Below are 21,157 nucleotides of genomic sequence, written 5' to 3'. Positions count from 1 at the left end.
GCCAATATCCACTTGTATGACCTATCGTGTCAACCTACGAGGTTGTGTAAGGATGAGGACGGCATGAAGATCACAGGCAACAAGCTTTACCAGCGGGTAGCCGCTTCGATCACCGAAGCGATCGAGGCCGGGCGCTGGTCGCCGGGTTCGCGCCTGCCGGGCGAGCGCGACCTTGCCGAGGAATACAAGGTCAGCCGTCCGACCATCCGCGAAGCGATGATCGCGCTCGAGATGAAGGGCTGGATCGAGGCGCGGCATGGCTCCGGCCTCTATGTCACCAAGCGCGAGCATGGCAGTGGCGAGCGGGCGGATTCGCTCAATTTCGACGTCGGCGCCTTCGACCTGACCGAGGCGCGCATCCTGTTCGAAGGCGAGGCGGTTGCCCTGGCCGCGGTGTCGATCACCGACGAGCAGCTCGCCGAGCTCGAGGAATTGATCGAGGAAATGGCGGCCGACGACTCGAACGAGCCCTCGGTGATGGACGCCGATCACCGCTTCCACCTCGCCATCGCCAATGCCACCGGAAACGCCGCGATCCGCAGCGTCGTCGACTATCTCTGGGACCTGCGCGTCAACTCGCCGCTGGCCGCCAACATGTTCGCCCGCGCCAAGCGCGGCGGCATCACGCCGCGAGTCGAGGAGCATCGCCCGATCCTCGATGCGCTCAAGGCGCATGACCCGCATGCGGCGCGCAACGCGATGCGCCGGCACCTGCGCGGCGTGGTCGACGACCTGCTCGAGGCTACCGAGCTCGAGGCGATGCAGCGCGCACGCAACGAGATCGAGACGCGCCGCGACAGCGTGGCGCGCCGCCTGAAGATCGGCTCGGCCTGATCCCGCAAGCGAGTGGCTTGACACCGATTACCTGAAGATTGAAATTGGCCTTACCAAAAGGAGAGGCCAATTGAAGAACCTGTCGCGTGCGCCGCTGGGCGCCGCCTGTCTCGCGTTGCTCGCCGTCCCCGCGGCGATCGCCCAGCCCGCAGCGCCTTCGCCCCATGGCCCCGTCTATGCGGTGGCGCCGCCCATGGACGCGACGATCGAGCAGCGGCTGATGCCCCAGCTGGCCGCGCTGCTCCACCAGCTGCTGCGCGAGAAGCGGGCCATGCGGCTCGATGGCGTGCCGGTGTTCGACAGCGGCGACAAGTTCCTCCCCGGCAAGATCGCTTCTGGCCTCAGCTATCTGCTGCTCGACACGCCGCGCACCGACCCAAAGCTGGCCGAATATCTCGCCGGCTACCGCGCGATCGCCGACCTGACGCTCGACGACCCCAACGATACCTGGGGCATCTACTATTACATCTCGGCCCTTCACGCCCTGAAGCAGGCCGGTCTGCTCGATCAGGCGGTGCGCCCCGAAACGATGGCGCGGCTTCGCGAGAAGCTCGACTGGCGGCGCTTCGTAGATGCGAAGTCGCTCGACCTGCTCCACGACCTGCCCAACAACTACTACGGCGTCGCCTTCAGCGTCGCGCGTCTGCGCTACCTGCTCGGCTGGGAGGACGAAGCGGCGTCCACGGCGCTGCTCCAGCGGATGATCGAGCATTATCGCAGCTATTCGGGCCAATATGGCTTCGCCGACGAGACCGACGGGCATGGCCGTTTCGATCGCTATTCGGTGTTGCTGATCGGCGAGATCGCCCAGCGCTTCATCGAGACCGGGATGTCGCCGACGCCGCAGGTAAAGGCCTGGTTGCGCAAGTCTGCCGAGCTGATGCTCCACCGTGCGACCCTGACCGGCGAAGGCTGGGAATATGGCCGCAGCATCGGCACCTATGGCGAGACTGCCTTCCTCGAGGTGCTCACCGCCGCGGCAAGGCTCGGCGTGCTGACGCCCAAGGAGCGCGACATGGCCTATGCGCTCTCCAGCCGGATCGCCGCACGCTATGCCGATTTCTGGCTGAGCCCGGCAACGGGATCGGTGAACCTGTGGGACGATGGCCGCCGCACCGATGGCTATCGCGGCAAGCACCGGATCCTGGGCGAGAATCTCAGCCTCGCCCGCCAATATATCTATACCAACGCGCTGTGGAACGGCCTGGGTTACAAGGGCGCAGCGCCCTCGCCCGACTATGCGGCCTGGCTCCGGACCTTGCCGGCGGCGCGCTTCACCTGGTTCGCGCGTGGCGACCATGACCGCGCGCTGCTCACGCTGCGCGACAAGGGGCATGTCATCGGCCTGCCGATCATCAACGGTGCCGAAGACCAGCATATGCACAATCCCTATTTCCCGATCCCTTTCTCGGGCGGGATGCTGCAGGGATCCGCGGACGCCAGCTTGCCGCAGCTTACCCCGCGCTTCGCGCTGGCGGACGGCAGCGTGTTGATGCCGCTGGCCTGGTTCCGCGGGATCAGCTGGAAGCGGCAGGGCAGTCGGACGATCGTCAGCTGGCGGCAGGATGCGATGGACCGGATGGGCGAGAATGCCCCGGTCGCCGACAAGCGCATCACCGTCACCACCCGCTACGAATTCACGCCCGGCCGGATCACCCGCACGGACACCTATCGCGCGGCCGGGCCGGTCGAGCTGTCCGACGTTACGCTGGAATTCGCCAGCTTCTCCGGCGAAGCGCGCAGCGCCGGGCCCGGCGCGGTGGCGTTCGGGGCAGGGGAGGTCACCGGCTTCTCCGCCACCGGCTATCAGGGTTGCACGGTCGGCCCGGCGGAGGGCAAGGAGTATCGCGCGCCGACCGGCGCCTTCGCTTCGCTCGTCCGCTGTCGCCTTGGCGCCCGTCGCCTGTCCGGGCCGCTCACCTTGCGGTGGTCGCTCAGCTACCGCTGACGGTAGCTGGAGATCTCGAACTGGCCAATTGGGTTGACACCGGTGACAAATTGGCCTTACCAAGAAGCCCGACCCGAAAACGGGCGCGATAAAAATATATGCAGGGGAGTTGGTATGCCTGGGATCCGTTTTTCCGCTTTCGGACGTAATGCACTGCGCCTGGCGCTGTTGGCATCGGCCTGTGCCGTGGTGCCCGCCTATGCGCAGGACACGACGGCCGATCCCGCCGCGGCGGCTCCCCAGGAGGAAAGCCAGGCCATCGTCGTCACCGGTGCCCGCGCCGAGCAACGCAGCTCGATCGACGTGAAGCGCAACGCCGATGTGGTGCTCGACGGCATCGTCAACGACGAGATCGGCGCGCTGCCGGACAATAGCGTAGGCGACACGCTCGAGCGTATCACCGGCGTCTCGGCCGATCGCTTCAAGGGCAATGCCAACGAACTGTCGGTGCGCGGCCTCGGCCCGACGCTGAGCTTCTCGACCTTCAACGGCCGCGAAGTCTCCACTGCCGGCGCGGACCGTTCGGTCGCCTTCCAGCAATTCCCATCCGAGCTGGTCAACGGCGTCATCGTCTACAAGACGCAGCGCGCCGACTTCCTCGAAGGCGGCATCGGCGGCGTGATCGAGCTCAAGTCGATGCGCCCGCTCGATTATGGCAAGTCGCGCTTCCAGGCCGAGATCCGCGGATCCTATCTGCCCAAGGATGACGACATCATCGGCCGCGACGGCCTTGGCTACCGCGCCAATGCCAGCCTGGTGAAGCAGTTCAGCACGGGTATCGGCGAATTCGGTATCGCGATCGGCTATCAGCGCCAGGACGTCGCGGCGCCGGAAGACTATTACAACGGCAACTCGAACTTCGTGCCGTGCAACACCTCGGCGCTCAACGGCACGCTCGTCACTGGCACCACTGCCCAGCTCAATGCGGCGGGCGCAAACTCGAACTGCCAGGTGGGCACTGCGCCGCGCGCCGGCATCGGCGAGACGGTCGGCACCACCTATTACGCCACCCAGTCGCGCAACTTCCGCCAGCAGAATACGCGCGAGTTGCGCAACGCGGTGATCGGCGCGCTCCAGTGGCGCCCCGCGCCCAATCTCGACATCGCGCTCGACGGGCAGTGGTCGAAGCGGGAATCGACCGAGGATCGCAACATCCTGTCGATCGCCGAGGCGCTGCGCGGCATCAAGCCGATCCTGATCGGCGACGGCACCAACGGCTACACCAAGGGCGCGCTGATCAAGTACAGCGGCAACTCGAACATCGAGAACCAGCTCGAGCTGCGCAATCGCAACGAGGAATACAAGGGCGGCGGCGCGACCGTCACCTGGAAGCCGGGCAACTTCATCCTCACCGCCGATGGCAGCTTCTCGGACTCGCACCGCACCGAGACGCAGAAGGCCACCCGCATGCGCTCGACCACGCGCGTCGGCTATGAGCTCGACTATACCGACAGCCCGGACGTGCCGCGCGTCACTTTCCTCAATTTCGACGTCAACAATCCGGCGAGCTTCGGCGCCAACACCGCGACCGCGGTCTATGCGCGCAACCGCTTCGTCACCGATCGCAAGGACAATATCTGGGCGGGCCGCTTCGATGGCGAATACAAGTTTGCCGAGGGCAGCTTCCTCACCGCGATCAAGGCGGGCGGGCGCTATTCCGAGCACCACCGCACGCTCGACAACAACCGCAACAACGATGTGAACACGATCCTGCCCTATGGCGGCCAGACCGTCGCGCAGATCATCAACGGCGCGAACGCCAATTGCCGCCGCGGCTTCCCGACCAAGGACTATTTCCCGAGCACCAGCACGAACCTCACCAGCTGGGCGACGTTCGACAACCAGTGCCTGTACAAGGCCTTTACCGGATCGGACGCGCTGCCGCTGCCGGCCGAGAGCCGCGACCCGAGCGACCTCGACATCCGCGAGCGGATCAAGGCGGCCTATGTGATGGCCAGCTTCCGCGGCGATCTCGGTGCGCTGCCGGTCAGCGGCAATATCGGCCTGCGCTATGTGAAGACCAACATCACCTCGGTCGGCTATCGCCTGCCGTTCAAGGTGACGATCGATACCGGCGCGGACAGCTACACGGTTGCCGCCGATCCCACCGGCACGATCCAGACCGATACGCTCAAGGGCGAATATTCCTACTGGCTGCCCAGCCTGAACCTCAGCTTCGACCTGTCGGACAAGATCAAGCTGCGCACCGCCGGCTATCGCGCCCTGTCGCGTTCGCCGATCGAGAGCTTCGGCGCGGGCATCAACCTGAACCCGACCTCGGGCACCGGCGGCGCCTCCAGCGTGACCTTCAATCCGACCAGCGGCAATCCGAACCTCAAGCCGATGCGCGCCTGGAATGCGGACGTCAGCCTGGAATTCTATCCGAGCCGCGACACGCTCTTCTCGGTCGCCGGCTATTACAAATGGCTGCGCGGCTCGGTGATCTCGCGTTCGGCGGGTCTCCCGACGACGATCACCGTCACTACCCAAGTGGATGCCGGCGCACCGACCCAGCAGAGCTACAACGTCAACCTGATCGCCCCGGCCAATGATCCGGACCTGCGTCACCTCTACGGCGTCGAGTTCACCGGCAGCCACAATTTCTCCTGGCTGCCCGGCATTCTGAGCGGCTTCGGCGTCAACGGATCGCTCAACATCGCCTGGGCCAATTTCCAGTATCCGGACACGTCGGCGCTGGGCGCCTATCTCGATCCGGAGAACCTGATCGGCCTGTCCAAGTACGTTGCCAACGGCACGGTCTATTGGGAGCGCAAGGGCTTCTCGCTGCGCGCGATGTATCGCTACCGCTCGCACTATTACAAGCCGAATGGCGGCACGAACCGCGGGGTGCAGGACGCGGGCTATCTGAACCTCTCGGTCCAGTATGACGTGACGAAGAACATCCAGCTCAAGCTGCAGGCGCTCAACGTCACCAACACCAAGGACGTGTTCTACAAGGGCGGCTACGATTCGATCGCCGAGGTGAGCGAGAGCGGGCCGCAATATTATTTCGGCTTCCGGATCCGCTACTGAGCGCGAAGGAGAATATCCCATGCGCCGCAGTCCCATTCCTCTCCTAGTCCTGGCTGCGGCGTTCGCGCCGCAGGCTGCCTCCCATGCCGGGATCGCCTCCCCTGGCCAGAATACGCAGCAGCCGGTCTGCAACGGCGCGGAAGGATATTCCGCGGCGTTCGATGGACGCAGGACCTTTTTCTTGGCGCCGGACGTGATGGCGCGGCTCAAGGCCGCGATCGCCACCGATCCGGCGGTGAAGGCAGCCTATGAGCGGCTGATCGCCCGCGCCGAGGCGGCGATGAAGCGGCCGCTCTATACGGTGACCGACAAAAGGACGATCCCGCCCTCGGGCGATCGCCACGACTATCTCAGCATCGGCCCCTATTGGTGGCCCGATCCTGCCACGAAGACCGGGCTGCCTTACATACGCCGCGACGGCGAGATCAATCCCGACCGCAACACCGACAAGTTCGACGTCAGCGATCTGGAGGGGATGAGCTCGGACGTCGAGACGTTGAGCCTGGCCTATTATTTCTCCGACAACCCGCGTTACGCCGGTCGCGCGGCCAGCCTGGTGCGCACCTGGTTCCTGACGCCCGCGACGCGGATGAACCCGAACATGAACTATGCCCAGGCCGTTCCCGGGCGCGAGGAGGGCAGGGCGGAAGGCGTGCTCGACACCTCGCGGCTCGAGCGGGTCGTCGACGGCATCGGGCTGATCGGCCCGGCGGGCAAGCTCACCGCCGAGGAGCAGAAGGGTCTGGAGAAGTGGTTCTCCGACTATCTCGACTGGATGCAGTCGAGCAGGAACGGCAAGGCGGAGAATGCCGCCAAGAACAACCATGGCATGTGGTTCGACGCGCAGACCGCGCAATTCGCGCTGTTCGCCCGCAGGCCGGAAATGACCAGGGCGGTGGCCGAGGCTTTCCCGAAGAAGCGCATCGCGCCGCAGTTCACGCCGGAGGGCAAGCTGCCGCTCGAGCTCACCCGTACGCGCAGCCTCCATTATTCGATCTATGCGCTGCTTGCCGCCTATGACGTCGCGGATATGGCCAGGTGCGTCGGCGTCGATCTGTGGAACTACCAGGACGGCGGCAAGGGCCTGCGCGGGGCCACCGACTATCTCAAGCCCTATTACCGCAAGGTCGAGACCTGGCCGATGCCCGAGCTGCGTCCGCTGCCCGGCGAGCTGGACGAGCTGCTGCGCCGCGCGCGCGGTGCCTGGGGTGACAGCTATCCGCTTGCGCCGGAGACCGAGCTGAAGCGCTATTTCGGGAACGGCTCGGGCGTGAGCGAGTCCAATCCTAAGGCAGATAGCTAGGCGTCCGTTCCCCGGCGAAAGCCGGGGAACCGTCAGGGCCTCTTCACTTCGCCGCGCAGGTCTTCTGCACCGCGCCCACCACATAGGGCTGGGTCGCCAGGTCGGTCGCGGTATCGTCCAGCCACTTCCGGAATTCGCGCTCGGTTTTCGGCGCGCCCGGCTCCTGCACCCAGACGGCACCGAACGCATAGCGGATGTTCCGCGGGTCGCAGAAGGTCACGTACAGCGTCTTGCCGTCGCTGCCGGTGCCCGCGGCCTCGTCGGCCGGATAGAAGAGCGCGATGCCCAGATCGTCCCCGGCCAGGCTCTGCTTGCCCCAGGTGGCGAAATAGCGCCACTTGCCGCGCTTCGGGCTCTCGATCTTGCTGACCCCGTCGTGCAGCGTCAGCCCCGCGATCATCTGCGGCACCTTGCCGCTCACCCGCGCCTCGACATTGGTCAGCCGCGATCCCGCGAAGATCCGGTAGGTGGTCGAAAGGTCGGCCGGCCCGCCTTCGCCGGGGAAGCCGACATTGTTGACCAGCACCGTCGCCGCGCGATCGGTGTTGAACACGCGCGCGCTGATCTTCGCCTTGCCGAGCTGGGTCGCCGCGCCGCCGCGCAGCACGCCGATCCCGCCCATGCCGAGCGACTGGTCGACCTGGAAGATGTCCTGCCCCCAGGGTGCCATCGAGTGATAATTGTCCTGGCCCATGCCGATCGTCGGCAGCACGTTCCCGGGCAGCTTCTTGCCATAGATGTCGGGCACGTTCCGCTCGTCGAGGTACAGGCGATAGGCGACCTTGTCGCTCTCCCAACCTGGTCCTTCCATCGCGATCATGCCGTCATGGATCTTGTGATCCGCCGGCACGTCGAACCGGTCGACCAGCTTGTAGCTGCCATCCGCCTGGCGGACGTTGAGCGTCGCCAGCGGGGCCGGCGGCGGGCTGTCCTGCCCGGCCGCGACCAGCAGGGGGGCGGCGAGGAGCCAGAGGGCATGCTTCATATGTCTTCCTTACCTCGTCAGATCATGGACCGCGGCGCCGGCGAGCAGATACGCGCCCGTACCATAGAATTGCGCGTCCTCGGCCTTCACGACGTCCGGCCGGTCGCTCACTTGCTGTACCCAGCCCAACATTCCATTCGGCTGAACGGCTCTCTCAAGTGCCGCCCAACCCTTTGTAACCGCAGGGAGATAGGTCTTGCGATCGAGAAGACCAGCCTTGATTCCCCATGCCATGCCATGGACGTAGAAGCCGGTGCCGCTCGATTCATCCTGCGAGCGCTCGGGATCGGCGAGCAGCGAGGGCGGCCAATAGCCGTTGCCGCGCTGCAGCTTCACCAGCTTCGCCGCCATCTCCTTGAACAGCTTGACGTAATAGGGGCGGCGCGGATCCTTGGCCGGAATCTCGGGGATCATCCGGGCCAGGCCGGAGAACACCCAGCCATTGCCGCGGCTCCAGAACAGCTTCTCGCCATGGGCGCCGCGCTGGTCGAAGAAGCGGCTGTCGCGGAAATAGAGGTCCTCGGACTTGTCGAACAGATAGTCGGTGGTCGCGCGATATTCCTTGTCGGCAAAGGCGGCGTAGCGCTTGTCCTTCGTGTCCTTGCTCAGCGCCCACAGCGTCGGTGGTGCCATGAACAGCGCGTCGCACCAGCACCAGCGGGTGGTGCAGGTCGGATCGCCCTTGCCGGGCTCGGGCGCGGTGAACAGCAGGTCGTTGGTCTTGGGCGCGGCGAGGATCTGGTTGAAGCTCGCGCGCATCGGGGCGAGCGCCTGCGCGCCCGCGCCGTGGCGCGCGGCCCAGATCCAGGCTGCGCCGATGATATGGTCGTCGGCATGGTAGAGCCGGTCGCCCAGCCGCCAGCCTTCCTCCTTGCCCTTGGCGAAGATCGCATCCTTGTAGCGTACGCTGCTCGAGCGGTCGGCGAGGTGCGTCAGCGCGACCCAGAAGGTCGCCTGCTGCCAGTCGCGGGCGCGCTTGGTGCTGGGGCGCGCGGCGGGCATGTAGCTGAGGTCGTCGAGATGGGTGAGCTGCCAGTCGGCGACGCGCTCCATCGATGCCATCACCTGCGCGCGGCTGGGCAGGGCGGGGGCGGTCGCCACGGCCGGCGCAACCGGGCGGGCCATGCCGCTGCCGGCGGTGGTGAGTGCGACTCCGGCCAGAGCGGCGGCGAGCTTCAGTTTCATCGGACATCCCCATCATGCTACCGCTGTCATCGCGGCTATGCCCGGACGATGTTGGCCCGACGTTTTCGAGTCAAGTGGTAAGGCCAATTATTCCGACATCTCGCCGATCTCGGGATCGATGAACAGCGCCAGCGAGAGTGCGGCCGCCACCACCGCTTCGCGCAACGCCGGGTCGCGGGGCAGGAGCACGTGTTTTGACCGGCCGTTCAGGTCGATTCCGCCGATCACGTCGCCACCGATCGAGAAGACATAGCCGAGGGGCATCGCCATCGGCAGGCCGCTGCCTGCAAGGCGATGCTCGGAGCGCAGGTCGATCCGCACGCCTTCCATATCGATATGGCCGCGCCGCTCCTCGCGCATCAGCGCGCCGCGCTCGTCGAGCACGAGCCGTGCGGCGATCGGCTCGCGGTCGCGGGCATAGCGGCAACGATAGGCCATGCCGCGCGTGCGGATGGTGATCGCACCGGTGCCGACATCGGTGGCGGAGGAGCGGCATTCCGCGCTCAGCTCGCCCCGGATTTCCCCGCCGCGCACGATGAAGGCGGCGCCGCCATCCAGTTGCACTGCTTCGCCGATCCCGTTGCCGAACCAGCGATAGCCGGCACCGCGCACGAAGCTGCCGTCATATTCGGCCAGGATGAATTCGCCGTCATGATTGTCCCCTATGCCTTCGAGCACCGCCTGCTCGGTCCGCTCGGGGGAAGTGACGGGCAGGCGCATCTGGACGGGAGTGCAGGCCGTTGCGGTGAGCAGGACGAGCGTCGGTACGGCGTGGCGGAGCTTCATGGGCGATTCCTTCCCGTGACTACCCGACGCGGCTTGGGACGGAATCCTGGGTGCAAAACCGCATCCGCGAACGAGGCGGTTGCGGAATGACGCTACGGCAAGCGCGCTTTGCGCATAAACCGCAGTTTTCCGGGGATTTTAGTCGCTTCGAAACGCTTGATGCGCTACATTCCGGAAACATGTCCGGCACCGCGCTCCCCTATGAATTCCCGATCGACGTCGCTCAGGACGATATCGACTTCATGGGGCACGTGAACAACGCTTCCTATCTGAAGTGGGTGCAGGAAGCGGTGATCAGCCACTGGCAGGCGCTGGCGCCGGTCGAGGCGGTGGCCGAGCACCTCTGGGTCGCGCTCAAGCACGAGATCACCTATCGCAAGCCTGCCTTCCTCGAGGACGACGTGGTCGCCACGGTGTTGCTCGAAAAGGTCCAGGGCGCGCGCGCTTTCTACGAGACGGTGATCCGCCGCGGCGGCGAAGTGCTGGCCGAGGTCAAGTCGAGCTGGTGCTGCCTCGATGCCGAAACGCTGCGTCCGGCACGGCTGGCCCGCGAAGTGATCGACAAGTTCTTCGTCAAGGACGAAGGCTAGGCGCGGTAGCCGCGCGCGCTTCCCGGTGGCGTGCCCATGACAAATCGTTTCGCATTGGGCACGGTCTAGATTCCCTTAACCTTTGGCTGCAAGAGCGGCCACATGTACCGCGTTGCCTTCCGTAAAGAGCTGAATCTGCTCGATATCGAGTGGCTTGCGATGTTCGGGCCTGACGAAGTCGGCGACTATGCCCGCAAGCTGCGCGACCAGTTCGATGCCGAGGGGTTCGCGCCCGGCTATCTCCTGCGCATGGACATGCGCCGCAGCGGCGTGCAGGCGCAGGCGGCGGTGGCGGCCTTTCGTCGCCACTTCGCCGGCTTTCCCGCGGCCAGCCGCATCGCGATCGTCACCGAAAGCGCGATTGCCCGCATGCAGATCCGCCGCGAGATGACCCAACCCTATCTGCGCATCTTCGGGCGCGCCGAGACCGCGCTCACCTGGCTGCTGCGTCAGGGCTGAGGCAACACCGCATCTTCGCGCAGCCTGACGGTTAGGCGAGCGGGAGCAGGATCAGCGTGATCCGGTCGTGACCGACCGCGATGTCCAGCGTCTGCCCCGCCACCACGTCGATCGGCTCGGGGAAGCTGTGCAGGAGCTGGAGCCAGCCGCCATCGGTATAGCGATCGGGGTGATTGTCGAACGACACGCCGTCCCACAGGTCGATATGCATCCACTGGACGATGCCGATGGCGCGCCCGCTCGCGGTGACCGGAATGCTCAGCCGCGCGAGTACCGCGTCATGCTTCTTCTGCGTCAGGTCGAGGCGAACGAGCTCCAGATCGTCCGACAGGCGATCCCATGCGGTCATCGTGCCGTGGATCGGCAGGCGCTGCGGCGCGAAGGCAGTGAAGGCGGAAAGATCGAACCCGGAAACCTCGCCGACAAAGGAATAGTCGGCCAGGTTCTCGCTTGCCACCAGGCATCCCATCGCGCTCGCCGCGCGCGGGATCACGATCGCGTCGGGCGCGAGGAGGCGGCGATGGGCGTCCTCGAACGTGTCGAGCACCTTCTCGGTCAGCAGGTCGCTTGAGAGGATTTCCGAGACCAGGATATCGGCCGGCGCATCGAGTTCGGTGCCGATGGCGAGTTCGGTCGAGGGCTTGGCGTGCACCGTGACGCGATCGGCGTAGCCGTTCCGGGCGACGATCCGCTGCGCCATGTCGGCGATCATCGGATCCATCTCGCACGCCACGACCCTTTTTGCCCCGGCACGCGCGGCCATCAGCGACAGCAGGCCGCTGCCTGCGCCGATGTCGAGCACCCGGGCGTCGGGGCCGGTGACGGCGATCGCGGCCTTGATCGCATCCTCGAACGCGTCGTTGCGCGGCGCGTCGTTCATCATCGGGATGTGCCAGAAGGGCACCGACCCCGAGCCGAGGCGCCGGACCTGGTGGCGCAGGTGCAGATTGTCCGGCTGCAGCGCGAGCGCACGGCGGAAATGCTGGAGTGCGTCGAGGTTCCGGCCGGCATCGGCCAGCACCACGGCGAGGTTGCCGATCGCGATCGGGTTTTCGGGATCGACCGCGCAGGCGCGCTCGAGTGTCGCGATCGCATCGCCGGTGCGACCGAGCCAGTGCAGCGTCAGCCCCTTTTCATGCAGCGCCACGGCATGATCGGGCTCGATCGCGAGAAGCTGGTCCCAGGCGGCGAGTGCATCTTCGGGGCGCGTCAGGCGCCCGAGCAGGCCGGCGAGCAGCGGCAGCACGTCCGCCGGGCGATAGCCCTGTGCCAGCACCTTGCGATAGCCGGCTTCGGCGCCTTCGAGGTCACCTTGTTCATGCAGCGCCATCGCTTCGGCGAGCGCGGCGCGTGCCTCGGTCATATGGTCGGTCGAAGCCGGATTGGTCACGTCGTCTTCCTAGAATATCGGTATCGGGGCGCGGTCCGTTCGATAGGCCAATCGCCGTCGCCGGTCACATCCCGATCGCGGCATCGCTCGCCAGCTTGTCGGCGCGCTCATTGTCCGGATGGCCGGCATGGCCCTTCACCCACACCCATTTCACCTGGTGCGGCTTGGCGGCGGCGAGCAGTTCCTGCCACAAGTCGGCATTCTTCACCGGCTTCTTGTCGGCGGTCCTCCAGCCATTCTTCATCCAGCCATGGATCCACTTGGTCAGCCCGTCCATGACATAGCGGCTGTCGGTGGAGAGGGTGACGCGGCAGGGGCGCGTGAGCGCCTTCAGGCCCTGGATCGCCGCCATCATCTCCATGCGGTTGTTGGTGGTGTGCTTCTCGCCACCCGAGAGTTCCTTCTCGGTGTCGCCCATGCGTAGCACCACGCCCCAGCCGCCCTTGCCGGGATTGCCCTTGCACGCGCCATCGGTGGCGATTTCGACATGTTGCAGTTCGCTCATGCGAACAGCGCGTCGCCCTTTGCCGCGTAGAAGTCCAGCCGGCGCATATAGGCGAGCGGATCTTTCCTGGTGACAAGCGCGTCCGCCGGCGTGTTGAGCCAGTCCCAGGCGCGGGTCAGGAAGAAACGGAGCGCCGCGCCCTCGGCCAGGATCGGCAGGGCGGCGCGCTCGGCATCGGACAGGCCGAAGCTTGCGGCATAGCCCTCGATCAGCGCCGCGCCGATCTCCGCTGAGAAATTCTCGCCCTTGCCGTCAAAGGCCCAGGCGCCGTGCATCACCGCCAGGTCATAGGCGCGGATGTCGGTGCAGGCGAAATAGAAGTCGATCAGCCCGGTCACCCGGTTGCCGAGCATCAGCACATTGTCGGGGAACAGGTCGGCATGGATCGCGCTGGTCGGCAGATCCTCCGGCCAGGCGGCGAGGATCGTGTCGAGCGCCTTGCCCGCGCGGTCGTACAGTCCCGGCGCGATGCCATCGAGGTCGCGGCCGCAGCGCTCGAACAGTGGCTGCCATTCGGCGAGGCCCATCGAATTGGGCCGGTTCAGCGGGAAGTCCTCGGCCGCCTTGTGCAGCTTGCCCATCGCCTCGCCGGCGGCACGCGCCTGCGCCGGCGTCGGGTGCGACACCGATACGCCCGACAGGAACTGGATCAGGCACGCCGGGCGTCCCTCCAGCTGGTGGATCAGCGTGCCGTCGCGGTCCGGCACGGCGGGCGGCACCGGCAGGCCTTTGTCCGCCAGATGCTCGAGCAGCGCCATGAAATAGGGCAGGTCGCCCTCCGCCACGCGCTTCTCGTAGAGCGTCAGGATGAAGCGGCTCTTGCTGGTATCGACGAGATAGTTGGAGTTCTCCACGCCCTCGGCAATGCCCTTGGCCGAGACGAGCTCGCCCACATCGAACTTCGCCAGGAAATCCGACAGCGCTTCCGCCGATACCTGAGTGTAGACCGCCACGCTGCCCCCCTATCCCCTCGAACGCGGCGACCCATCGCCCGTCGGGCGCGCCCGCACAACTTAGTTGTGCTTGGCTGCCCTATCAGGCGCTTCCAGCCCGCGCGGCAGCTTGAAGGTGACGTTCTCGGGCACCGTCTCCACTTCGCGCTCGCTCACCTCGAAGCGCTCCGAGAGCTTGTCCACCAGCTCGCGCACCAGCAGTTCGGGGGCGGAGGCACCCGCGCTCACGCCGACGGTGCCGACGCCTTCGAACCAGGCCCAGTCGATATCCTCGGCACGCGGGATCAGATAGGCGGTGGTGCCCTGGCGCTCGGCGACTTCGACGAGGCGCAGCGAATTGGACGAGTTCTTGCCGCCGATCACCAGCATCAGGTCGACCGACGAGGCGATTGCCTTCACCGCGCCCTGGCGGTTGGTGGTCGCGTAGCAGATGTCGTTCGGGCCGGGCGCCAGGATATTCGGAAAGCGCCGCTTGAGCACCGCCAGCGTCGCCGCGGTATCGTCCACCGACAGCGTCGTCTGGGTGAGGAAGGCGAGGTTCTCGCCGTCGCCCACGCTTACCCGCTCGGCGTCCTCGGGCGTCTCGACCAGGGTCATCGCGCCTTCGGGCACCTGGCCGAAGGTGCCGATCACCTCGGGATGGCCGGCATGGCCGATGAACAGGATATGCCGTCCGGCATTGACCAGCCGCTCGGCCTGGCGATGCACCTTGGAGACGAGCGGGCAGGTCGCGTCGAGATAGTCGAGCCCGCGCTCCTCCGCCTTGGCCGGCACTGCCTTGGGAACGCCGTGCGCGGAGAACACCACCGGCACGCCGTCCGGCACCTGATCGAGATCCTCGACGAAGATCGCGCCCATCGCCTTCAGGCTGTCGACGACATATTTGTTGTGGACGATCTCGTGCCGCACATAGACGGGCGCGCCATATTTCTCGATCGCCAGCTCGACGATACGGATGGCGCGGTCCACGCCAGCGCAGAAGCCACGGGGGGCTGCGATCAGCAGCTCGAGCACAGGTTTGAGTTGGTCTGCCATAGTTCCGCCTCGCACCTACGCGATTGCTTGCGCGGGCTCAACGCGGTTCCTATGGTGCGCGCCGCTTTGGACCCCTTCTGGTCCCGTGTGTTTGAAAGGGTTTCCGTCTTGGTCCGCAAGCTTGCCGTTGTCGCCCTGATCCCGCTCGCGCTCGGCGCCTGCGCCAAAACCGGCGAGATCGACGCCTCCGGCGGCGGCGCCGGCATCACGGCGGTCCGCTCGGCCTGCCCGCATGTCGCGATTCCCGCGGGCACCGGCGACATCACGATCTTCAATCCGGCGAACAGCCGCGAAGCCAGCGCGATCGACGTCAATGCGGTGATGACCAACGTCACCTCTAAGTGCGACGACGCCGGCCCCCAGGTCGTCACCACGGTCAATTTCGATGTGCTGGCCCGCCGCCAGAACGCCGATGGCGCGCGTGACGTCAGCTTCCCCTATTTCGTCACGGTCGTGCGTGGCGGCAGCTCGGTGGTCGCCAAGCGGATCAACCGCGTTACCGTGCACTTCGAGCCCGGCCAGCTGCGCGCCCAGACCACCGGCACCGCCACCACCTATGTCGATCGCAGCGCCGCGACCCTGCCGGACGATGTCCGCAAGCGCCTGACCGAGAAGCGCAAGGCCGGTGAGCAGTCGGCGGCGATGGACCCGCTCGCCGATCCCTCGATCCGCGGCGCGGTTCTGTCCGCGACGTTCGAGGCGCTGGTCGGCTTCCAGCTGACCGAGGACCAGCTCAAGTACAACGTCACGCGCTGATTGCGTCCCGGGCGGCAACGTCCGACCACGCTTTGCAAGCAATGCAATTGACTCGAATCGAGGGGGCGGCCAAGGCTGCCTCCTGTCGATAGGCACGCGCGGGAGAGTGTGGGGCAACCCACCGCCGAAGGAGCAACCGCCCCGGAATCTCTCAGGCACAAGGGACCGCGCGTACACGACACTCTGGAAAGCGGACGCGGCCCGGCCACGTCCCACCGAAGGGGTAAGCCAGGCGACTGGCGAAAGCTCTCAGGTTCCGTGACAGAGGGGGCGATGGAACGGCGCGAGGATTCCGCGCCATTGCATCGTGTCCCTACTTGAATCCGGAGCGTGCAGATGAGCGAGCAAGTCCAGGACCAGACCCTGAGCGCCGATCCCGAAGGCGGGGAGGGCGAAGCCGAGCTGCTCAAGCTCCCGCTCGATGCCTGGCACCGCGCCCGTGGCGGCCGCATGGTCCCGTTCGCCGGCTATGAAATGCCCGTCCAGTATGAAGGCATCATGGCGGAGCATGTCTGGACCCGCGAGCATGCCGGCCTGTTCGACGTCAGCCATATGGGCCAGCTGACCTTCACCGGCGAAGGCGTCGAAGCCGCGCTCGAGGCGCTGATGCCCGCCGATATCCAGGCCGCGAAGTTCTCGCACCCGGTCTATTCGCTGCTGATGGCCGAGAATGGCGGCATCCTCGACGACCTGATGCTCACCCGCATCCAGGACGGCGAAGTGTACATGGTCGTCAACGGCGCCTGCAAATGGGACGACATCGCCCATTTCCGCGAGTTCCTGGCCGACGAGATCGGCCTCAATCACATGGAAGACCATGCGCTGCTCGCGCTGCAGGGGCCGGAAGCGGCTGTGGCGCTGGAGCGGGTGATCCCGTGCGTCTCGGCGCTGGTCTTCATGCAGGGCGCGGCCTTCCAGTGGCAAGGTCACGACCTGTGGATCAGCCGCTCGGGCTATACCGGCGAGGATGGCTTCGAGATCTCGGTGCCCGCGGAGGCTGCCGAGGCGCTGGCCGATGCGCTCACCGCCCAGCCCGAAGTCAAGCCGATCGGCCTCGGTGCCCGCGATTCGCTGCGCCTCGAGGCGGACCTGCCGCTCTACGGCCATGACCTCGATACCGAGACCACGCCGGTCGCCGCCCAGCTCGGCTTCGCGCTCAAGAAGCGCCGTCGCGAAGAAGGCGGCTTCCCCGGCCACGCGCGCATCATGCTCGAGCGCGAGAACGGCCCGATCCTCAAGCGCGTCGGCCTGATCGTCGAGGGACGCCAGCCGGTCCGCGAGGGCGGCCTCGTCCTCGATGCCGATGGCAACGAAGTCGGCAAGGTCACCAGCGGCGGCTTCGCGCCGACCCTCCAGAAGCCGATCGCCATGGCCTATGTGCCCGCCGCATCGGCCGAGCCCGGCACCAAGATCACCCTTGCCCAGCGTGGCAAGATCCATTCGGCGGAGGTCGTGAAGATGCCCTTCGTCGCCCACAAGTACGTCAGAAAGGGAGCCTGATGAGCCGCTATTTCACCGAAGATCATGAGTGGATCGACGTCGATGGCGACACCGCCACGGTAGGCATCACCGAATACGCCCAGAGCCAGCTCGGCGACATCGTGTTCGTCGAAGTGCCGGAAGAGGGCAAGGAAGTCGCCAAGGGTGACGACGCTGCCGTGGTCGAGTCGGTCAAGGCCGCGTCGGACGTCTATGCGCCGGTGTCGGGCACCGTCATCGAGGGCAATGAAGCGCTCGCCGACAATCCCGCGCTGGTCAACGAAGACCCCGAGGGCGAGGGCTGGTTCTTCAAGCTGACGCTCAGCGACACCGGCGAGCTCGACAGCCTGATGAACGACAGTGCCTATCAGGACTACGTCTCGAAGCTGTGATACGTGTGCTTGCCCTTTGCGCCGCAACGGCATTGCTCGGCAGCTGCGGCCAGGCGCCGCAGCTGCCGACGGTCGATCGCTATATCGCGCAATGCGAGGCGTTGAAGGGCAAGCCCGTCCGGCTGGCCGGCTATCTCGGTGAGTGCGCCGGCTATGACTGCCACATGACTGCCAGCAAGCAGGCATGGGATGCCTATAAGGATGCCTTCAAGCGCAGCGCCGGCGACAAGACCACGCCCGAGGCGCTCAAGGCCGCAAGAGCCGCTCTGGACGAGATGCAGGCCATCCCGCTGATCGGGATCGGGGGCGACGAAGCCTTTGACCGCCAGGCCGCGCCCTTCCAGCAACGCTATGTCGTGATCACCGCCCAGGTGGCCAAGGACAGCTGCACCGGCGCAGGCGGCACCGACCGTTCCGCCGGCATCGAACCCTCCGATATCCGCGCCTGGACCCCGTCCGAAGGCGCTCCCGCCAATACCCAGTGAGAAGGCCCTGATGCGCTACCTTCCCCTTACCCAGCCCGATCGCGAGGCGATGCTCGGCGTCATCGGCGCCAAGTCGATCGACGATCTCTTCGTCGATGTTCCTGAGAGCGCCGTGCTCGACGGCCCGATCCCCGGCCTGCCGATGCATGCCAGCGAGCTCGCGGTCGAACGCCACATGACGAAGCTGGCGGCGAAGAACCTTGCCGCGGGGGCAGCGCCCTTCTTCCTCGGTGCCGGCGCCTATCGCCACCATGTGCCGGCCAGCGTCGATCACATCATCCAGCGCGGCGAGTTCCTCACCGCATACACGCCCTATCAGCCGGAAATCGCGCAGGGCACGCTGCAGATGATGTTCGAGTTCCAGTCGCAGATCGCGCGGCTGCTCGGCTGCGACGTGGCGAACGCCTCGATGTACGATGGCTCGACCGCGTGCTGGGAAGCCATCACCATGGCCCGCCGCGTCACCAAGCGGGGCAAGGCGATCCTCTCGGGCGGTCTGCACCCGCATTATGTCTCGGTTGCCGAGACCATGGCCAAGTTCACCGGCGACCAGCTGGTCACGGCGCTCCCCACGCTGAGCCCGACTCCGGACACCGATGACCTGATCGCCCGGATCGACGACGATACCTCGTGCGTCGTGGTCCAGTATCCGGATATCCTCGGCCGTATCGCCGACCTCTCCAAGCTCGCCGAAGCCGCGCATGCCAAGAAGGCACTGCTCGTCGCCGTCGTCACCGAGCCGGTGGCGCTGGGCGCGATCAAGGCGCCGGGCGAGATGGGTGCGGACATCGTGGTGGGCGAGGGCCAGTCGCTCGGCGTCGGCCTGCAGTTCGGCGGGCCCTATGTCGGCCTGTTCGCCTGCTCGGAAAAGCTGGTCCGCCAGATGCCGGGTCGCCTCTGTGGCGAGACGGTCGATGCCGAGGGCAAGCGCGGCTATGTGCTGACGCTCAGCACCCGCGAGCAGCATATCCGCCGCGAGAAGGCGACTTCGAACATCTGCACCAGCTCGGTGCTGTGCGCGCTCGCCATGTCGGTGCACATGACGCTGCTCGGCGAGAAGGGCTTGCGCCAGCTCGCCGCGATCAATCATGCCACGGCCTCGGCCGCCGCGAACCGCCTGGCCCAGGTGCCGGGCGTCGAGCTGGTCACTCCGACCTTCTTCAACGAGTTCACGCTGAAGCTCTCGAAGGAGGCTCGTCCGGTCGTCCGCACGCTTGCCGACCAGGGAATCCTCGCTGGCGTGTCGCTCGGCCGCCTCTATCCGGGTGCCGATGATCTCGCCAACGGCCTGATCGTCGCGGTCACGGAAACCACCACATCGGAGGACGTCGAGACGCTTGCCTCCGCACTCCAGGAGGTGCTGGCATGAGCACGATCAACCAGTCCGGCTGGCGCCCCACCACCCCGGAAGCGGGCGAGGCGGGCAACCTCTCGACCTTCACCGGCAACCGTGCGCTGATGCTCGACGAGGCGCTGATCTTCGAGATCGGCTCGTCCGAGACCACCGGCGTCGATTTCGGCGAAGTCCCTGCGGCGCCCTCGCGCCTCGGCGGGCTGGAGCGTTCGAGCGAGATCGGCCTGCCGGGCCTTTCCGAGCCCGAGACGGTGCGCCACTACACCCGCCTGTCGCGCCAGAACTACGCGATCGACCTGGGCCTGTTCCCGCTCGGCTCGTGCACGATGAAGCATAATCCGCGCCTCAACGAGCGCATGGCACGCCTGCCGGGCTTCGCCGATATCCACCCGCTCGCGCCGGTCGATACGGTGCAGGGTGCGCTGGAGGTCATCGACCAGCTCGCGCACTGGCTGATCACGCTCACCGGCATGCAGGCGGTGGCGATGAGCCCCAAGGCCGGCGCGCATGGCGAGCTTTGCGGCATCCTCGCGATCCGCTCGGCGCTCGACGCGCAGGGCCAGCAGGACCGCAAGATCCTGCTCGTCCCGACCAGCGCGCACGGCACCAACCCGGCGACGGCGGCGTTCGCCGGCTTCTCGGTCGAGGACATCCCCGCGACCGAGGACGGCCGTGTCGATCTCGAAGCGCTCAAGGCGCGGCTGGGGCCCGACATCGCCGGCGTGATGATCACCAACCCCAATACCTGCGGCCTGTTCGAGCGCGACATGAAGGCGATCTCGGACGCGGTGCATGCGGCGGGCGGCTATGTCTATTGCGACGGCGCCAACTTCAACGCGATTGTCGGCCGGGTCCGCCCGGGCGATCTCGGCGTCGATGCGATGCACATCAACCTGCACAAGACCTTCTCGACCCCGCATGGCGGCGGCGGCCCGGGCTCGGGCCCGGTCGTGCTGTCGGCGGCACTGGCGCCCTATGCGCCGCTGCCGTTCGTCGAGAAGCAGGGCGACAAGTTCCACCTCGTCGAGGAAGAGACCGCGGGCGAGCATCATGCCGGCACCTTCGGCCGCATGACCGCGTTCAACGGCCAGATGGGCATGTTCACGCGCGCGCTGACCTATATCCTCAGCCACGGCGCCGATGGCCTGCGCCAGGTCGCCGAGGATTCGGTGCTCAACGCCAACTACATCCTGCGCTCGATGACCGACGTGCTCGACGCACCCTTCGCCAAGTACGGCCCGTGCATGCACGAGGCGATCTTCAGCGATAAGGGCCTGCCCGAGGGCCTGTCGACGATCGACATCGCCAAGGGCCTGATCGACGAGGGCTATCACCCGATGACGGTGTATTTCCCGCTCGTCGTCCACGGCGCGATGCTGGTGGAGCCGACCGAGACCGAGTCGAAGGCGACGCTCGACCAGTTCATCGGCGCGTTCCGCAGCGTGGCTGCCCGCGCCAAGAATGGCGACCCGACGATCAAGACCGCCCCGCACTTCGCCCCGCGCCGCCGCCTCGACGAGACGCTCGCGGCCCGCAAGCCGGTGCTGGCGTGGAAGGCTCCGGCCCAGGCCGAGGCTGCGGAGTAAGAACCTTCTGGTCCCCCTCCCTGAAAGGGAGGGGCTAGGGGTGGGTCGATTTACGCGATACGGCAATCGAGCGGGCGCTCGGCTGCAGTATCGCCAAGT

General features: G+C 66.4%; 19 protein-coding genes and 2 riboswitches. Of the genes, 12 read left to right on the top strand and 7 right to left on the bottom strand.

The window, feature by feature from the left end; all coding sequences use genetic code 11:
- Positions 1-63: 63 nt before the first annotated feature.
- The 4 genes from AAHM44_RS05715 (at position 64) to AAHM44_RS05700 (ending at position 7,118) form a co-directional block, all read left to right on the top strand.
- On the top strand, positions 64-834 hold the full coding sequence (locus tag AAHM44_RS05715) for a FadR/GntR family transcriptional regulator (protein ID WP_184168972.1): 771 nt from the start codon (positions 64-66) through the stop codon (positions 832-834).
- 70 nt (positions 835-904) lie between these two features.
- Positions 905-2,782 carry a hypothetical protein gene (locus tag AAHM44_RS05710; protein ID WP_342249328.1) on the top strand — a complete coding sequence of 626 codons (1,878 nt, stop codon included), beginning with the start codon at positions 905-907 and terminating at the stop codon, positions 2,780-2,782.
- A gap of 114 nt (positions 2,783-2,896) precedes the next feature.
- Entirely contained in the window at positions 2,897-5,815 is a 2,919-nt protein-coding gene (locus AAHM44_RS05705; RefSeq protein WP_269572670.1) for a TonB-dependent receptor, read from the top strand.
- Positions 5,816-5,834: 19 nt separating this feature from the next.
- Positions 5,835-7,118: an alginate lyase family protein gene (locus tag AAHM44_RS05700; protein WP_342249327.1), complete on the top strand. Its 1,284-nt coding sequence runs from the start codon at positions 5,835-5,837 to the stop codon at positions 7,116-7,118.
- A 43-nt stretch (positions 7,119-7,161) separates the two neighbouring features.
- Here the strand turns inward: AAHM44_RS05700 and AAHM44_RS05695 are convergent, their stop codons facing one another.
- From AAHM44_RS05695 to AAHM44_RS05685, 3 genes are all read right to left on the bottom strand, one after another.
- Entirely contained in the window at positions 7,162-8,103 is a 942-nt protein-coding gene (locus AAHM44_RS05695; protein ID WP_269572668.1) for a DUF4861 family protein, read from the bottom strand.
- Between the two features lie 9 nt (positions 8,104-8,112).
- Positions 8,113-9,288, bottom strand: coding sequence for a glycoside hydrolase family 88/105 protein (locus tag AAHM44_RS05690; protein WP_342249326.1), 1,176 nt, complete (start codon positions 9,286-9,288; stop codon positions 8,113-8,115).
- A gap of 87 nt (positions 9,289-9,375) precedes the next feature.
- Positions 9,376-10,074: a hypothetical protein gene (locus AAHM44_RS05685; RefSeq protein WP_342249325.1), complete on the bottom strand. Its 699-nt coding sequence runs from the start codon at positions 10,072-10,074 to the stop codon at positions 9,376-9,378.
- Between the two features lie 179 nt (positions 10,075-10,253).
- Here AAHM44_RS05685 and AAHM44_RS05680 point away from each other — a divergent pair, with 179 nt between their 5' ends.
- Positions 10,254-10,664 carry an acyl-CoA thioesterase gene (locus AAHM44_RS05680; RefSeq protein WP_184168966.1) on the top strand — a complete coding sequence of 137 codons (411 nt, stop codon included), beginning with the start codon at positions 10,254-10,256 and terminating at the stop codon, positions 10,662-10,664.
- Positions 10,665-10,766: 102 nt separating this feature from the next.
- Positions 10,767-11,123, top strand: coding sequence for an STAS/SEC14 domain-containing protein (locus AAHM44_RS05675; RefSeq protein ID WP_269572665.1), 357 nt, complete (start codon positions 10,767-10,769; stop codon positions 11,121-11,123).
- A gap of 31 nt (positions 11,124-11,154) precedes the next feature.
- On the opposite strand, the gene AAHM44_RS05670 is transcribed toward AAHM44_RS05675, so the two are convergent.
- The 4 genes from AAHM44_RS05670 to ispH all read right to left on the bottom strand — a co-directional run bounded on the left by AAHM44_RS05670 (position 11,155) and on the right by ispH (position 15,006).
- Positions 11,155-12,513, bottom strand: coding sequence for a protein arginine N-methyltransferase (locus AAHM44_RS05670; protein WP_342249324.1), 1,359 nt, complete (start codon positions 12,511-12,513; stop codon positions 11,155-11,157).
- Between the two features lie 64 nt (positions 12,514-12,577).
- Positions 12,578-13,018 (bottom strand): ribonuclease HI, encoded by a 441-nt coding sequence (gene rnhA / locus AAHM44_RS05665; protein WP_269572663.1) that lies wholly within the window; start codon positions 13,016-13,018, stop codon positions 12,578-12,580.
- Entirely contained in the window at positions 13,015-13,971 is a 957-nt protein-coding gene (gene thrB / locus AAHM44_RS05660) for a homoserine kinase (RefSeq protein WP_342249323.1), read from the bottom strand. The genes rnhA and thrB overlap by 4 nt, the downstream gene beginning before the upstream one ends.
- Positions 13,972-14,031: 60 nt before the next feature.
- Positions 14,032-15,006, bottom strand: a complete 975-nt coding sequence (ispH, locus tag AAHM44_RS05655) for a 4-hydroxy-3-methylbut-2-enyl diphosphate reductase (protein WP_342249322.1) — start codon at positions 15,004-15,006, stop codon at positions 14,032-14,034.
- Between the two features lie 108 nt (positions 15,007-15,114).
- Between ispH and AAHM44_RS05650 the strand changes: the two genes are divergently transcribed.
- From AAHM44_RS05650 to gcvPB, 6 genes are all read left to right on the top strand, one after another.
- Entirely contained in the window at positions 15,115-15,762 is a 648-nt protein-coding gene (locus AAHM44_RS05650) for a hypothetical protein (protein ID WP_184168961.1), read from the top strand.
- An 89-nt stretch (positions 15,763-15,851) separates the two neighbouring features.
- Positions 15,852-15,940: riboswitch (glycine riboswitch) on the top strand.
- A 1-nt stretch (position 15,941) separates the two neighbouring features.
- A riboswitch (glycine riboswitch) is annotated at positions 15,942-16,031 on the top strand.
- A gap of 67 nt (positions 16,032-16,098) precedes the next feature.
- On the top strand, positions 16,099-17,262 hold the full coding sequence (gcvT, locus tag AAHM44_RS05645) for a glycine cleavage system aminomethyltransferase GcvT (protein WP_342249321.1): 1,164 nt from the start codon (positions 16,099-16,101) through the stop codon (positions 17,260-17,262).
- A complete protein-coding gene (gene gcvH, locus AAHM44_RS05640; RefSeq protein WP_269572659.1) occupies positions 17,262-17,633 on the top strand; it encodes a glycine cleavage system protein GcvH in 372 nt (123 codons plus the stop codon). Before gcvT ends, gcvH begins: the two co-directional genes overlap by 1 nt.
- Positions 17,630-18,118 carry a hypothetical protein gene (locus AAHM44_RS05635; protein WP_342249320.1) on the top strand — a complete coding sequence of 163 codons (489 nt, stop codon included), beginning with the start codon at positions 17,630-17,632 and terminating at the stop codon, positions 18,116-18,118. The genes gcvH and AAHM44_RS05635 overlap by 4 nt, the downstream gene beginning before the upstream one ends.
- Before the next feature lie 10 nt (positions 18,119-18,128).
- Positions 18,129-19,487: an aminomethyl-transferring glycine dehydrogenase subunit GcvPA gene (gene gcvPA / locus AAHM44_RS05630; protein ID WP_342249319.1), complete on the top strand. Its 1,359-nt coding sequence runs from the start codon at positions 18,129-18,131 to the stop codon at positions 19,485-19,487.
- Positions 19,484-21,058: an aminomethyl-transferring glycine dehydrogenase subunit GcvPB gene (gene gcvPB / locus AAHM44_RS05625; protein ID WP_342249318.1), complete on the top strand. Its 1,575-nt coding sequence runs from the start codon at positions 19,484-19,486 to the stop codon at positions 21,056-21,058. The genes gcvPA and gcvPB overlap by 4 nt, the downstream gene beginning before the upstream one ends.
- Positions 21,059-21,157: the final 99 nt, after the last annotated feature.

Source organism: Sphingomonas sp. OTU376 (assembly GCF_038440415.1).
In the GTDB taxonomy this organism is placed as follows: Bacteria; Pseudomonadota; Alphaproteobacteria; order Sphingomonadales; family Sphingomonadaceae; genus Sphingomonas; species Sphingomonas kyeonggiensis_A.
This window is presented reverse-complemented; position numbering and strand designations above follow the sequence as displayed.